The 15,405-nt window shown below is 37.3% G+C and carries 16 protein-coding genes; 3 read left to right on the forward strand and 13 right to left on the reverse strand.

The genetic code is table 11. The annotated features are described in order from the left end of the window. Positions 1 to 10: 10 nt before the first annotated feature. The 11 genes from ACSBRB_RS03340 to ACSBRB_RS03390 form a co-directional block, all read right to left on the reverse strand. Positions 11 to 1,084 carry an ABC transporter substrate-binding protein gene (locus ACSBRB_RS03340; RefSeq protein ID WP_435031607.1) on the reverse strand — a complete coding sequence of 358 codons (1,074 nt, stop codon included), beginning with the start codon at positions 1,082 to 1,084 and terminating at the stop codon, positions 11 to 13. Continuing rightward, positions 1,081 to 1,893: an ABC transporter permease gene (locus ACSBRB_RS03345; protein ID WP_435031608.1), complete on the reverse strand. Its 813-nt coding sequence runs from the start codon at positions 1,891 to 1,893 to the stop codon at positions 1,081 to 1,083. The genes ACSBRB_RS03340 and ACSBRB_RS03345 overlap by 4 nt, the downstream gene beginning before the upstream one ends. 5 nt (positions 1,894 to 1,898) lie before the next feature. After that, positions 1,899 to 2,702: an ABC transporter permease gene (locus ACSBRB_RS03350; RefSeq protein WP_435031609.1), complete on the reverse strand. Its 804-nt coding sequence runs from the start codon at positions 2,700 to 2,702 to the stop codon at positions 1,899 to 1,901. Between the two features lie 4 nt (positions 2,703 to 2,706). Further along, a complete protein-coding gene (locus tag ACSBRB_RS03355; RefSeq protein WP_435031610.1) occupies positions 2,707 to 3,789 on the reverse strand; it encodes an ABC transporter ATP-binding protein in 1,083 nt (360 codons plus the stop codon). Between the two features lie 10 nt (positions 3,790 to 3,799). Then, a complete protein-coding gene (locus tag ACSBRB_RS03360) occupies positions 3,800 to 4,339 on the reverse strand; it encodes a helix-turn-helix domain-containing protein (protein WP_435031794.1) in 540 nt (179 codons plus the stop codon). A 135-nt stretch (positions 4,340 to 4,474) separates the two neighbouring features. Further along, the gene (locus ACSBRB_RS03365; protein ID WP_435031795.1) at positions 4,475 to 4,753 is read right to left on the reverse strand and encodes a UPF0223 family protein; all 279 of its coding nucleotides are present in this window, start codon (positions 4,751 to 4,753) and stop codon (positions 4,475 to 4,477) included. Positions 4,754 to 4,871: 118 nt separating this feature from the next. Further along, positions 4,872 to 6,278, reverse strand: coding sequence for a dihydrolipoyl dehydrogenase (gene lpdA / locus ACSBRB_RS03370; protein ID WP_435031611.1), 1,407 nt, complete (start codon positions 6,276 to 6,278; stop codon positions 4,872 to 4,874). A gap of 3 nt (positions 6,279 to 6,281) precedes the next feature. Continuing rightward, positions 6,282 to 7,574 (reverse strand): dihydrolipoamide acetyltransferase family protein, encoded by a 1,293-nt coding sequence (locus ACSBRB_RS03375; RefSeq protein ID WP_107392501.1) that lies wholly within the window; start codon positions 7,572 to 7,574, stop codon positions 6,282 to 6,284. A gap of 120 nt (positions 7,575 to 7,694) precedes the next feature. Further along, positions 7,695 to 8,672, reverse strand: coding sequence for an alpha-ketoacid dehydrogenase subunit beta (locus ACSBRB_RS03380; protein ID WP_435031612.1), 978 nt, complete (start codon positions 8,670 to 8,672; stop codon positions 7,695 to 7,697). Positions 8,673 to 8,675: 3 nt separating this feature from the next. Then, positions 8,676 to 9,788 carry a pyruvate dehydrogenase (acetyl-transferring) E1 component subunit alpha gene (gene pdhA, locus ACSBRB_RS03385; protein ID WP_435031613.1) on the reverse strand — a complete coding sequence of 371 codons (1,113 nt, stop codon included), beginning with the start codon at positions 9,786 to 9,788 and terminating at the stop codon, positions 8,676 to 8,678. 274 nt (positions 9,789 to 10,062) lie between these two features. Continuing rightward, a complete protein-coding gene (locus tag ACSBRB_RS03390; RefSeq protein ID WP_435031614.1) occupies positions 10,063 to 10,689 on the reverse strand; it encodes a YkyA family protein in 627 nt (208 codons plus the stop codon). Between the two features lie 127 nt (positions 10,690 to 10,816). Here ACSBRB_RS03390 and def point away from each other — a divergent pair, with 127 nt between their 5' ends. Beyond that, positions 10,817 to 11,368: a peptide deformylase gene (gene def, locus ACSBRB_RS03395; protein ID WP_435031615.1), complete on the forward strand. Its 552-nt coding sequence runs from the start codon at positions 10,817 to 10,819 to the stop codon at positions 11,366 to 11,368. Between the two features lie 94 nt (positions 11,369 to 11,462). Here def and ACSBRB_RS03400 read toward each other — a convergent pair whose 3' ends face one another. Beyond that, complete coding sequence (locus tag ACSBRB_RS03400; RefSeq protein ID WP_435031616.1) at positions 11,463 to 11,732, reverse strand: hypothetical protein; 270 nt, start codon at positions 11,730 to 11,732, stop codon at positions 11,463 to 11,465. A gap of 421 nt (positions 11,733 to 12,153) precedes the next feature. Between ACSBRB_RS03400 and ACSBRB_RS03405 the strand changes: the two genes are divergently transcribed. Further along, entirely contained in the window at positions 12,154 to 12,369 is a 216-nt protein-coding gene (locus ACSBRB_RS03405; protein ID WP_435031617.1) for a DNA-dependent RNA polymerase subunit epsilon, read from the forward strand. Next, positions 12,369 to 14,210, forward strand: coding sequence for a ribonuclease J1 (gene rnjA / locus ACSBRB_RS03410; protein WP_435031618.1), 1,842 nt, complete (start codon positions 12,369 to 12,371; stop codon positions 14,208 to 14,210). Before ACSBRB_RS03405 ends, rnjA begins: the two co-directional genes overlap by 1 nt. Positions 14,211 to 14,637: 427 nt before the next feature. Here the strand turns inward: rnjA and ACSBRB_RS03415 are convergent, their stop codons facing one another. After that, a complete protein-coding gene (locus tag ACSBRB_RS03415; RefSeq protein WP_107392419.1) occupies positions 14,638 to 15,297 on the reverse strand; it encodes a potassium channel family protein in 660 nt (219 codons plus the stop codon). Positions 15,298 to 15,405: the final 108 nt, after the last annotated feature.

A 15,405-nucleotide genomic window follows, 5' to 3' on the forward strand; every position in this document is an offset into this window, starting at 1 on the left:
CAACTAAAGTCTAATTTAATGACATTTTGAAATTTAAAAAGCGCTCGTTATACTCACTGAGCGTTGATTTTCCTAAATCTTGATATATCTCTAAGCGTTGTTGTTCTGCTTCTGTGGGATAGAATCGGGTGTCTTCTCTGATATCTTTTGGTAATTTATTTCTCGCCGCTTCATTCGGCGCGGCATAACCGACCCATTCTGTATTTTGTTTATTATTGTTAGGTTCCAATAGGAAGTTAATAAATTTGTGCGCTGCAGCTTTGTTTTGCGCTGTCTTCGGAATGACGATATTATCAAACCATAAATTAGAACCTTCTTTAGGAATGACGTAATCGAATTGACTATTATTCGTTACGATAGGTTGAGCGACACCGCTCCAAACGACCGCAACGTTTGCTTCGTGTTGTTCTAGCATCATTGTGACCTCATCTCCGACAATCCCTCTCACTTGTGGTGCCAATTGATTTAAATCATTTTCAGCCTGTGCCAAGTGTTGTGTCGATCTGTCATTTAAACTATAACCTAATTTATTTAAGGCTAAACCCATCACTTCACGGGCGCCATCCACTAGTAAGACATCACGATTGTATTGCTTATCATATAAATCTGCCCACGCATTGAGTGGCGCATCGGGGTATGCAGCTTTGTTATATAAAATGCCGACCGTTCCAAAAAAGTAGGGTACAGAATATTGATTATGTGGATCAAAATCCATATTCATATAGTCTGTATCTAAGTACTTCATGTTAGGAATCTTGTCATGTTCAAGAGGTAATAATAACTGGTCTCGCTTTAACTTTTGCACGGTATATTCACTCGGGAAAGCCACATCATAATGCGTACCTCCGTTTTTAATTTTGGCTTCCATTGCTTCATTAGAATCAAAGGTTTCATAAATAACTTGAATGCCTGTTTCATTTTCAAACTTTTCTATGAGCGCTGGATCAATATACTCACCCCAGTTATAGACATAGAGTTTTTCGCCACTTGCGCTTTGCCCCTCTGAGGTTAAACGATGGCTGATCCAAATACAAATCATCCCTATCACAAATGCAGTAATAATGAGTTGGAGAAATCGTTTCATGAACTCACCCCTTGCTGTGATGTGCTTCTACGTTTTAACCATGTTTGTACGACATAGTAACCGACGATGCCAATGATGATAAAGAGGAATAACAGTGTAGAGATCGCATTGATTTCCATACTAATCCCTTTTCTCGCCATCGCATAGACTTCAACAGATAACACGCTAAAGCCATTACCAGTCACAAAGAAGCTCACGGTAAAGTCATCTAATGAGTATGTCAGTGCCATGAAAAAGCCCCCGATAATCGCAGGCATGAGTTGTGGGAACATGACTCGATTTAACACTTGTAGCTCAGTTGCACCTAAATCACGTGCCGCTTGCAACGTATGATCATTCATATCATAAAGTTGGGGTAATACAATCAACACTACAATCGGTATACTAAAGGCAATATGAGAAATGAGTACGGTAAAGAAGCCTAACCCAAGTCCAGTGAAATGCCCAATTGCAGTGAACATAATTAAAAACGAAGCACCGATAACTACATCTGAAGAAACCATCAACACATTATTTAACGTTAACATCGACAGTCTTATCTTTTGATTTCTGAGTCGATAGAGCGCAATCGCACCGAATGTACCAACTACAGTAGCACATGCGGCAGATAATAACGCGACCGCAATCGTATTGAAAATAATGCCTAATAACCGGTGATTGTTAAACAGAGATACGTAATGTTCGAACGTAAAATATTCGAAGTGTGCCATATTCCCTGCTGAGTTAAAGGAATAAATCATTAAAAATAAAATCGGTAGATAAAGGATGCCGACTAAGATGCTAATATAAAGTTTTCCATACCATTTCATTCGCTTCACCCACTTCTCCGGTTATTTTTCACGTTGGTCACGATGAGAATAAAAGCCATAAATAAGACTAAAAAGAGTGCGATGGTTGAACCCATACCATAATTTTGTATCACTAGAAACTGTTCTTCGATGGCCGTACCAATATTGATCACACGGTTACCCGCAATTAATCTCGTAATCATGAACAGTGATAATGCAGGAATGAAGGTAATCTGTATCCCGGTGAATATGCCTTTTTTCGTCAACGGAAAGATGATTTTACGAAAACGTGTCCATGAGTTAGCACCTAAATCTGTCGCCGCATCTAATAAATGAATCGGGATTTCTTTCATGTTATTGAAGATGGGTAAAATCATAAACGGAATATAAATATACGTTGCAACGAGGATAAATGCCGGTGCCGTAAATAATAAATCCATCTTAGGTAAATGTAAGAATGACAGTAAGTGATTGGCGAGCCCTTCTTGGCTCAATATCCCGATAAAAGCATAAGTTTTTAATAATAAATTAATCCATGTCGGTATAATTAAGATCAGCAACCATAAATTTTGATGTGCTGAAGCGCGTATAAAATAAGCAGCTGGATAACTGATTAACAAAGTGAGCAACGTAATAATCACAGCATATATAATTGATTCTAAAAACAACTTGCCATAGGTAGAACTGAATATTTGTTGATAATTCTCAAAGCTAAAATGGCCGTGTATATCTATAAATGAAAAGTAGACGAGCAAACATAACGGAACAATGATAAAAAATAACATCCAAATGGCATAAGGCAACATGAACCATTTATTTATTTTTTGCATCTTCCTATTCCTCATAACTTTCTATACGTTTATCAAACTCTGCTTCTGACTCTCCAGGTACCATTATATGAATCGCTTCAGGATCAAAGTATAACCCTACTTTCGCTCCGACTTCTGCCTTTTTCGTCGTGTGAATGACCCATTCATATTGCTTGCGATCAATACAACAAATTTCATAGTGCACACCTCTAAACAACATGGAATCCACGGTCACTTCAAATAATCCTTGGGAGGCATCGACTAACGAGATATCTTCGGGACGTATGACGACTTCAACATCTTTGTCAGAAGGAATACCCTGGTCCACACATTCAAAATCTTGACCATAAATATTTACGACAAAATCTTCTACCATCTGACCTTCTACAATATTGGACTCACCGATAAAATCTGCCACAAAACGATTCACCGGCTCATCATAAATATCTGTCGGTGTTCCAAATTGTTGAACCTTGCCATCTTTCATCACAAAGATGTAATCACTGAGCGCGAGTGCTTCTTCTTGGTCATGTGTAACAAAGATAAACGTAATACCTAAACGAGACTGAAGTTCTCTCAACTCGTACTGCATTTCTGTTCTCAGTTTTAAATCAAGTGCTGATAAAGATTCATCTAACAGTAGGATTTCAGGTTCGTTCACAATCGCTCTTGCAATCGCAATACGTTGCTTTTGACCACCACTTAACTCGTCGATATCGCGAGTTTCAAAACCTGATAATTTCACTAACTTCAACGCTTCTTTGACTTTTTGATCTATGTCTTGTTGCTTCATTTTCTTTAACTTTAAACCAAAGGCTATATTTTCATAGACATTTAAATGAGGAAATAGCGCATAATCTTGAAAGACTGTATTCACCCTTCTCTTGTTCGCAGGTAAGTGCTTTATATCACGATCTTTATAAATAATCTGGCCTTCGTCTGGCGTTTCGAAACCAGCAATCAGCTTAAGAATTGTCGTTTTCCCACATCCGGAAGGACCCAGTAATGTATAAAAGTAACCTTGTTCAATATCTAAATTGATTTCGTCTAAAATCGTTGTTCCATCATATGATTTCGTAATTCCGTTTAATGAAAATAATGGGTTCATGGTGTCCCTCCTATAAATAAGATGATGTCACTACAATTAACACACGCGTAGATGCTGATGTTGGGTTCGATAGATGATGGCGTTGATCTGCTTTAAAATAAAGCGCATCTCCTTCATTTGCGTCATAAACTTGAGATCCAAGTACGAGACGAACTTGACCTTCTAGACAATAGATAAATGTTTCAGAATTAGAAGGCTTAAACTGCTTATAAGCGGATTGCGGTCTTAACGTGAGTAGCAATGGTTCCATTTCAAATTCGTTCGACTCACTCACTAACCAGTTCAACACATAACCTTCATCGTATTCATCATAAGTCGTTTGAGCCGCTTTTGGATAAAGCACTTTTGCTTCATTTTTAACTGCGAAAAATTCACTTGGCGTCGTTCCTAATACTTCTAGAATGAGCAAAAATGTTTCCATACTAGGAGAAGCATGATCACTTTCAATCTGTGAAATATACCCTTTTGACAAGTCTGTCCGTTCAGCTAACTCTTCTTGGGTTAGATCTTTAATTCGTCGTAGATTACGTAATCGATTTCCTATATCCAAAGCCATCTCTTTCACCTTTATCCTTCATTTCCTTGTCGATTAATCAACTAAAAAAAGCTACATTCTGTTTACTTTTACTAAACATTTTGTTTACTGATTAATAAAAATATCAGAATGTAGCTCTAAAGACAAGCTTTATTTTAAGTTTTTCCCAATCATTTTTTGATCAGGATGGTTTTGAGCATCTTTGACAGCTTGGTAACTACTGTAACCGCTCGCTTTTTCAAATGATTTAAAGGTTTGTTTTTCTTCTGCTTTACCTGGAACGATTTGTTTAAATTGGCGATAACGTTCCATGAGCGTCTCACGTTCTACTTGATCTTCAAAATAAGCTTCGACAGCATTGAAAAATGAGACTACTTGCATCATTTCTTCGTTTGACCAATCAAGATCAATCGGATATTGATATTCGATACGATTCATTCCTTTCTCAATGGAATTGATTGTTCATTATAAATGAAAAGGCCGGGACATAACGAAGTCCCAGCCTCTATGATATTGCTTAAAACGAGCTTATAATAAGCGCGTTTAATTACATTGTATGGATTGGTAAGCCTAATGCTTTTTCAGCAGCTTCCATAGACATTTCACCTAAAGTTGGGTGAGCATGTACAGTTAACGCGATATCTTCAGCGTTCATACCAGATTCGATTGCTAAACCTAATTCAGCAATGACATCTGAAGCACCTGTACCTGCAACTTGTGCACCGATAAGTGTGTTGTCTTCTTTAGTAGTGATTAATTTAACGAAACCAGTTGTATCATCTAATGATAACGCACGGCCGTTTGCTGCATAAGGGAATTTAGAAGCTTTATATTCAACGCCTTCTTCTTTAGCTTGTGCTTCAGTGTAACCTACTTGCGCAAGTTCAGGTTCAGTGAAGGCAACAGCTGGCATACCTACATAGTCTACTTCAGAAGCTTCTCCTGCAATCACTTCAGCAGCAACTTTACCTTCATAGCTTGCTTTGTGCGCAAGTGCTAATCCCGGTACGATGTCACCAATTGCGAAGATATTTTCTACTGAAGTACGGCTTTGTTTATCAACTTCTAATAAGCCGCGTTCTCCATATTTAATACCGATTTCTTCAAGTCCAAGTTCATCCGTATTTGGACGACGACCTACAGTAACTAATACGTAGTCAGCGTCGATTGTTTTTTCTTCGCCTTTAACTTCGTAAGTCACTTTCACACCGTCTTCTGTTTCTTCAGCATTTTTAGCCATCGCATTTGTAACAACGTCAATGCCTTTTGCTTTCATGCCTTTTTTAACGGGTTGTGACATTTGTTTTTCGAAACCGCCTAAGATGTCTTTAGCGCCTTCTAAGATTGTCACTTCAGAACCGAAGTTTGCAAATGCAGTACTTAATTCTGAACCGATGTAACCGCCACCGATTACAACAAGTTTGTTAGGTACTTCTTGTAAGTTTAAAGCACCAGTAGAATCTAACACGCGGTCACTAAATTCGAAATTAGGAATTTCGATTGGTCTAGAACCAGTAGCTAAGATAGCGTGTTTGAAGTTGTAAGTTTGTGCACTTTTTTCGTCCATCACACGTAAGCTGTGATCGTCTACGAAATAAGCTTCACCTTTAACGATTTCTACTTTGTTACCTTTAAGTAAGCTTTCAACACCACCTGTTAATTTATTAACAACAGATGATTTGAATTCTTGAACTTTATCATAGTTAAGTTTCACGCCATCAGCGACAACACCAAGATTTTCTGAATCTTGTGCTTCAACGAAACGGTGAGAAACGTGTAATAATGCTTTAGAAGGAATACAGCCAACGTTTAAGCAAACGCCACCTAAGTCACCTTTTTCAACGATTGTTACTTTTTGACCTAGTTGCGCTGCACGAATCGCTGCAACGTATCCTCCTGGTCCTGCACCAATAACTATAGTATCTGTTTCAATAGGAAAATCTCCGACTACCATATTTTACCCCTCCATTAATAATAATTCTGGATTATTTAATAGACGCTTGATGTGATTCATAGCGTTTTGTCCAGTAGCACCATCAATTTGTCTATGGTCAAAGCTCAATGATAATGCAAGTACTGGAGCTGCAATAATTTCTCCATCCTTAACAATTGGTTTTTGTGCAATACGGCCAATACCTAAGATAGCAACTTCTGGTTGGTTGATAACTGGAGTGAACCATTGACCACCAGCAGAACCGATGTTTGTGATTGTGCAAGTTGCACCTTTCATTTCATCGTTAGTTAATTTACCGTCACGTGCTTTACCAGCTAACTCGTTAATTTCACTTGAAATTTCAAAGATTGATTTACGGTCAGCATTTTTAACAACAGGTACGAGTAAACCTCTGTCAGTATCTGCTGCGATACCAATGTTCCAGTAATGTTTATTCACGATTTCGCCAGCTTCTTCATTGAATTCAGTATTCAATGCTGGGAATTTTTTAAGTGCTGATACAAGTGCTTTAACTACATAAGGTAAGAATGTAAGTTTGATGCCTTGTTCTGCAGCAACTTCTTTGAATTTTTTACGGTGATCCCATAAGTCTTGAACATCGATTTCATCCATCAATGTTACGTGAGGTGCAGTGTGTTTAGAATTAACCATTGCTTTAGCAATTGCTTTACGCATTGCTGGTATTCTTTCAGTTGTTTCAGGGAATGCATCGTTGCTTGCGGCAGCTGATTGTTCACTGCCAGTTGATTCAGCAGCTTGGCTATCTTCGCTATCAGCAGCGCTTGCACCGCCACCATTTAGATAAGTGTCAACATCTTCTTTAGTGATACGACCATTTTTACCTGATCCTGACACTGCTTTAATATTAACACCTTTTTCGCGTGCATACTTGCGAACTGATGGCATTGCTTTAACTTTTCTGTTTTCATCTACATCTTCATCAGCAGGTGCTTCTTGAGTTGTTTCTTCTTTTGTTTCTTCCTCTTTAGGTGCTTCTTCTTTTGCATCGTCAGAAGCGTCGTCGTTGTCTTGGCCTTTGAAAGTCATACCTTCAGCGTCTGGTGAATCCATGCGGATGATTGGGTCACCAACAACTGCTACAGTGCCTTCTTCAACTAACACTTCTTCGATTTTACCTGAAACAGGAGACGGAATTTCAACTACAGATTTGTCATTTTGCACTTCTGCTAAGACATCATCTTCTTCTATTTCATCTCCAGCTTTAACAAACCATTTTACGATTTCACCTTCATGAATACCTTCACCTATATCTGGTAATTTAAATTCAAATGACACGTCTTTGTCCTCCTAATATTTCAATTTAAATCATAATATATGATATATCTCGAAAAAGTAGGCTATCTCAAGGGTACGTTTTGCCTGCTCTTGATCGAAGCCTACTTTATCAAGTTATTACTAGAATTCTAATGTCGCTTTTGCTTGTTCAACAATATCGTTTTTGTTTGGTAACCAAACGTTTTCAACTTGAGTGAATGGATATACAGTATCAGCTGCAGCTACACGAGCAATTGGTGCTTCTAATGAAAGGATAGCACGTTCTGCAAGTTCTGAAGCAACTGCTGCACCTACACCAGCTTGACGTTGCGCTTCTTGTACGACAACAGCACGACCTGTTTTTTCTACTGAAGCAACAAGTGTATCAATATCGAGTGGTTGAACTGTACGTAAGTCGATCACTTCTACAGAATAACCGTCTTTTTCGAGTTCTTCTGCTGCTTTTAATGATTCTTGAACCATTGCGCCATAAGCGATTAATGTAATATCGTTACCTTCTTGTTTAACGCTCGCTTTATCAAGGTCAACAGTGTATTCTTCTTCCGGAACTTCTTCACGGAATGAACGATAAATTTTCATGTGTTCTAAGAATACGACAGGATCGTTACTTCTGATTGCTGAAATAAGTAATCCTTTTGCGTCGTAAGGATTTGAAGGAATGACAACTCTTAATCCTGGTGATTGAGCTAAGATACCTTCTAAGTTATCAGAGTGTAATTCTGGTGTGTGCACGCCACCACCAAATGGAGCACGGATTGTTACTGGTGCTGATTTAGAGTTACCTGAACGGAAACGTGTACGTGCAATTTGACCAGCGATTGAGTCGAATACCTCGAATACGAAACCTAAGAATTGGATTTCCATAACCGGACGATAGCCTTCAACTGCTAAACCAAGTGCTAAGCCACCGATACCAGATTCTGCTAAAGGTGTATCGAATACACGGTCTTCACCAAATTCTTTTTGTAACCCTTCAGTTACACGGAAAACACCACCATTAACACCAACGTCTTCTCCGAAAAGTAAAACATTTTCGTCGTTTTGTAATTCAGTTTTAAGCGCGTTGTTAATCGCTTGAACCATTGTCATTTGTGCCATGGGTTACTTCGACTCCTTCTCTTTATAAATTTCATATTGTTCTGCTAAGTTGTAAGGCATGTCTTCGTACATGTTTTCGATTAAGTCTGTAACAGTTTGTTTTTCTACGCCGTCTGCCTCTTTGATAGCAGCTTTGATTTCTGCTTTTGCATTATCAATAACTTCGTTTTCTTTTTCTTCAGACCATAAACCTTTGCCTTCAAGATATTTTCTGAAACGTACTAAAGGATCTTTTTTCTCCCATTCAGAGTCTTCATCTGAAGTTCTGTATTTAGTTGGGTCATCCCCTGCCATTGTGTGAGGACCATAACGATAAGTGATTGTTTCAATTAATGATGGACCTTCACCATTAACTGCACGATCACGTGCTTCTTTCGTTGCTTGGTATACTGCTAATGCATCCATACCGTCAACTTGGATACCAGGAATACCTACTGCAATAGCTTTTTGTGCTAATGATTTAGCAGCAGTTTGTTTGTTACGTGGAGTTGAGATTGCATAGTTATTATTTTGTATTACAAAGATGGCTGGTACTTTATATGCAGAAGCAAAATTAATTCCTTCGTAGAAGTCACCTTGTGATGAACCACCGTCACCAGTATAAGTGATTGCTACAGAATTTTTACCGCGTTTTTTAATACCGAGCGCAACGCCTGCTGTTTGAACATATTGAGCACCGATGATAATTTGTGGGCTCATTGCGTTCACGCCTTCAGGCATTTGGTTACCTTTAAAGTGTCCTCTTGAGAATAAGAACGCTTCAGTCAATGGTAAACCGTGCCAAATTAATTGAGGCACATCGCGGTAACCAGGTAAGATAAAGTCATCTTTTTCTAAAGCATATTGAGATGCTAATTGTGAAGCTTCTTGACCTGCTGTAGGCGCGTAGAAACCTAAACGACCTTGTCTATTTAATGAAATAGAACGTTGGTCGAGGATACGTGTCCACACCATTCTTCTCATTAATTCTACTAATTCTTCATCAGATAAGTCAGGTACTAAGTCTTCATTTACTACATTACCGTCTTCATCCAAAACTTGGATCATTTCAAATTGAGATTGAGTATCTTCCAATACTTTCTCTGCATCGAATTGGGCTTTCAACTTCGTAGCCATTCAATTCACCATACCTTTCCCATATAATAGAAATTCATTTTATCCTCTGATATTGTACCACAAATATTTCAAACTGTTAACTTTTTTAAATAACTTCTGTAACACCTTGGAACAGTACAGTTTCAGAGCTGTACTAATACTTTGTTACCCTCTGTATTAGTATGATATAACAATTTCTTACACTCTTAATTATACTATTATATATCAAATGATTTAAAGCATTTTCATTAATTTTAACAATTTCGTCTAATTTAAATTAAATTGCGTTGTCATGCTAAGTGAGTTCGTCTACATCTTGTTTTTCTTTGTTCACTTTATTCATCGCTTTAGAGTATTTCTCGAAAGCTTTATCCATTTTTTTATAGGAGTCAGTCACTTTTTCAGATCTCTCATCGATGCCGTTTTGGTCGATGTCTTCACCTGAGGTATAGTTGAAGAGAGATTTCTCTGCATCCATCACGTTGTGATAGGCTTTGGCATATGAGTCATGGGCTTCATATTTTTCTACTAATGCATCATCTAACTCTTTGACTTGTTTATGTTTGTCGTCATCACTAATATTATCGACGTGTTTTTGTGCTTCTTTAAATTCATCTTCAGATTTATCGATTGCTTTTTCTTCTTTTTTGAATTCTTTTTTGCGTTCGTCGATGTTATCAATTACTTTCTTAGACGCATCTTGCATTGCACCTTCACTGTTACCATTTACATCTTTTACTAAATCTTGTTTCTTTTCTTCTAATTCATTTAAATTTTTCCCAATTTCAGGGATGGCATTCTCTTTGTCGAATGCTTTTTGAATTTGTTCATTGTAATCTTCAATTTCGCCTTTATCCGTTGTACAGGCCGTCAGTAGTAGGCTTGAAGCGAGTAATACACCTAGCCCATGTCTTAATTTCATTCTCAATAAACCCTCCTTCTATGATAGTGGCTATATTATATAATAAAATGATCATAAGCTAATAGAATACTGTATTTCAAACCATCATTTTTGGTAATATAATAAGTAAGGAAGGTGTATGCAATTTATGTTAACAATGAAAGACATTATTAAAGATGGTCATCCAACATTGCGTGAAAAAGCGCAAGATGTTGAACTTCCGCTTTCTGATGAAGAGCGCGAAACATTAAAATCAATGAGAGAATTTTTAATAAATAGTCAAGATGAAAAAACAGCCAACAAATATGGCTTGCGTTCAGGTGTAGGTCTTGCTGCACCACAAATCAATGTTCCTAAACGTATGATCGCTGTTTATCTACCTGACGATGGCGATGGAAAATCTTACGACCTTATGCTTGTGAATCCTAAAGTCATGAGTCACAGTATCCAAGAAGCATACTTACCTACTGGCGAAGGATGTTTAAGTGTCGATGAAGACATTCCTGGCCTCGTACATCGTAAATACAGAGTAACAGTACAAGCGAAAGACATTGATGGTAAAGACGTTAAATTACGTTTGAAAGGTTATCCAGCTGTTGTAGTACAACACGAAATTGACCATTTAAACGGTATTATGTTCTATGACTACATTGATAAAGACCAACCATTACAACCACATGATAACGCAGTAAGTGTATAATTTTTTTACTCACGCTTACTCACGCTGCATAGTGATCAATAAAGTCTCATGCTTTGATGATTCATCAGGATGAAGACTTTGTTGGTCACTTTTTTTACATAAACACATCATCTCTTAATTCATAAGCCGTTCCGATTTGATTGAGTTGCTTGATCAGAGCATTGAGATTATCCGCTTCAACAAACACTGGATCGTGGTGATGCTGAATGAAATGTTGATCCTCTCGTTCATTATCTACTTTTTCTTCATAATTAAAAAATACAACGACCTCATCGCCTCTTCTTTCTAAAGACAATGTTTGAAAGATTTTATCTGTACGTTGCTGTTCATGCTTCACAATTTCTATGAGATGATTCACATCCATGATGACACCTACTTTATCGAGTTCGTATTTTTCTCAATTTTCTTACTATATGTATTATAGCATATGGTTGTTGAAATCATATCATTAGAAACATCACAAGCCCATTTTTGCGCCAGTGAAGGTACGTTAAAATTTGTTTTTAAAAATAAAACTGCTTTATTTATTCACCTACATCATGTAAAATAGGAAATAACTGAAAAACACGTAGTTCTTACGTGTTTTCTTCATTTGAACGTAATCTAAAAACCCTAAACATACTGGGCAGAAAAGCTGGTATGTTCTATTTTTATTTAAAACATAACCTACGTACTATAGTAATGGTCATTCTTAATAAGCTTTTACTATCCATATTCGACCAAGTATTCGACTAGGGTTTCACAATAAAGAGAAATTTTTCAAAATGCAGGAGGAACAAAGTATTATGTCAATTTATAAAGTTTTTTATCAAGAAAATAACGATGAAGTCATCGTTCGTGAAAATACACAAACAATTTATGTAGAAGGCGAAAGCGAAGAACAAGTGAGACGCTATTTAAAAGATAGAAACTATAACATCGAATTCATAACTAAATTAGAGGGCGCACATTTAGAATATGAAAAACAATCCGATCACTTCAAAGTGGAGCATGCTGAATAATGAAGCAAATCCATAAAAATGAAGTAGCTGTCTATGCTTTAGGCGGCTTAGGTGAAATAGGTAAAAATACCTATGCCGTTGAATATCAAGATGAAATTGTCATCATTGATGCAGGTATTAAATTCCCTGATGATAACTTACTTGGTATTGATTACGTAATCCCTGATTATACTTATCTTGAACAAAACCAAGATAAAATCGTGGGATTATTTATCACTCATGGACACGAAGACCATATAGGTGGTGTGCCCTACCTACTAAAACAAATCAATGTGCCTATCTATGGTGGCCCATTGGCTTTAGGTCTAATACGCAATAAATTAGAAGAGCATCATTTACTTCGTAATGCTAAATTAAATGAAATCGATGAAGATAGTGTCATTAAATCAAAACATTTTGAAGTATCTTTTTACTTAACTACACACAGTATTCCAGAAACTTACGGTGTTGTCGTGCATACACCTGAAGGTAACATCGTTCACACAGGTGATTTTAAATTTGACTTTACACCGGTGGGTAAACCCGCAAACATTGCAAGAATGGCAAAACTCGGCGATGAAGGTGTCCTTTGCCTACTTTCTGACTCTACAAACTCATTAGTCCCTGACTTTACGATGAGTGAACGAGAAGTGGGACAAAACGTCGACAAAATCTTCCGTAATTGTTCTGGACGTATTATCTTTGCGACGTTCGCATCCAATATTTACCGGGTTCAACAAGCAGTCGAAGCTGCAGTTAAATACGGTAGAAAAATCGTAACGTTTGGACGCTCAATGGAAAATAACATCAGTATCGGTATGGAGCTCGGTTATATTAAAGCCCCACCAGAAACCTTCATTGAACCAAACAAAATCAATAGTGTATCCAAACATGAATTAGTCATTTTATGTACTGGATCTCAAGGTGAACCGATGGCGGCGTTATCACGTATCGCAAACGGTACACATAAACAAATTAAAATCATTCCTGAAGATACTGTCGTATTCAGTTCTTCACCTATTCCAGGTAATACGAAAAGCATCAACCGCACAATCAATGCATTATATCGTGCAGGTGCAGAAGTTATCCATAACAAAGTATCTAACATCCATACTTCTGGTCACGGCTCTAAAGTCGATCAACAGTTAATGTTACGTTTGTTACGTCCTAAATTCTTCATGCCTATCCACGGTGAATATCGTATGTTGAAAGCACACAGCGAATCAGGTATTGAATGTGGTGTCGATCCTGATCAAGTATTCATCTGTGATATCGGGGACGTAGTTGCACTGACACACGATTCAGGACGCAAGGCAGGACGTATCCCTTCTGGTAACGTACTCGTAGATGGTAGCGGTATTGGTGATATTGGTAACGTCGTTATTCGCGACCGTAAGCTATTATCCGAAGAAGGTTTAGTCATTGTAGTTGTCAGTATCGATTTCAACACGAACCAATTACTTTCAGGTCCTGATATCATCTCACGTGGTTTCGTTTACATGCGTGAATCTGGGCAACTCATTTACGATGCACAACGTCGTATTAAGACAGAAGTCATTTCAAAACTAAACCAAAATAAAGACATTCAGTGGCATCAAATTAAATCATCTATTATTGAGACATTGCAACCTTATCTATTTGAAAAAACAGCACGTAAACCGATGATTTTACCAATCATCATGAAAGTAAATGAAGATGGTAATCCCCCTCAATCTACCTCTCATTCAGCGAAAAAAACAAAATCAAATCGTTCATTGAAAGCGAAGTATAGAGGTAAATCTAATCATAAGAAAAATGATCAACGTAACCATAAATCAAATCACAATGACAAAGCAAAACAACAAACAACTTCAGAAAAATAAACAAAACCTGCTGGCAATGACTCAACATTGCCAGCAGGTTTTTTCTAGTTCTTAGTGGGTAAATGTCACTATATATTAAGTGGTGTTCTACAGATTGCTTACCTGTCCTCGCTTTCCTAGGCGCCTCACTTCAACTAATTTTGGCTAATTAATGACACTTTAAATTACCACAAGTATTTAGCCAAAATGGATTTTCAGTTTCGGCTAGATGCCTCAGGAGTCTCGGACGGTCATGCAATCTTATCAAACAACTTTACACAATGAGCTAGGTGAGGACACTCTTTTATACGGTGTTTAATTTCTAAAAGTAATGTAGTATCCTATTTCAATAATTAATTATATTTTTAATCCATTATGCTTCCTATAATACTTGATGCTTTGTAAAATCTTGCGATTTACTTTATCTTTCTCACTTCATTTTATTATACTATCGAACGATTTTTTTCTCGAAGCGATCTAAATCATTATCATGTCCGATAATAATTAAGATATCCCCGATTTCAATATTCATATTAGGATCAGGTGCGACGATAAATTCGCTCCCTCGTTTGATCGCGATGATATTAATACCAAATTGTGCACGTGCATCGAGTTCAACAATGGATTGTCCTGCCATTTTTTCACTCGTTTTAATTTCAACGATAGAATGCTCATCCGCTAATTCGAGATAATCAAGTACACTCGCACTCGCTACATTATGCGCAATACGTCTTCCCATATCCCGCTCTGGGTGAACAACTGTGTCCGCTCCTATTTTATTTAATATTTTCGCATGGTAATCATTTTGGGCCTTAGCCGTTACTTTTTTAACACCTAATTCTTTTAAAATCAGTGTCGTTAACGTACTAGATTGGATATTTTCACCAATGGCTACAATCACATGATCAAAGTTACGGATACCTAAACTTTTCATCACCGCTTCATCTGTTGTATTCGCGACTACCGCATGTGTGGCGATATCACTGTATTCATTCACACGTTCTTCGTTACTATCAATCGCCATGACATCCATATCTAAAGCATTTAGTTCTCTCACAATACTGCCGCCAAAACGACCTAATCCGATTACTACATATTCTTTATCCATTAATTGTTGCCTCCACTAAAAATAGGTGGTGATTTTCGATCACTTATCATTTGTTATGCATAGTCATATGATACTACATTCGCTTTCATTTGATAAATATCATCATAT

The sequence above is a fragment of the Staphylococcus auricularis genome, from assembly GCF_051172115.1.
In the GTDB taxonomy this organism is placed as follows: Bacteria; Bacillota; Bacilli; order Staphylococcales; family Staphylococcaceae; genus Staphylococcus; species Staphylococcus auricularis_A.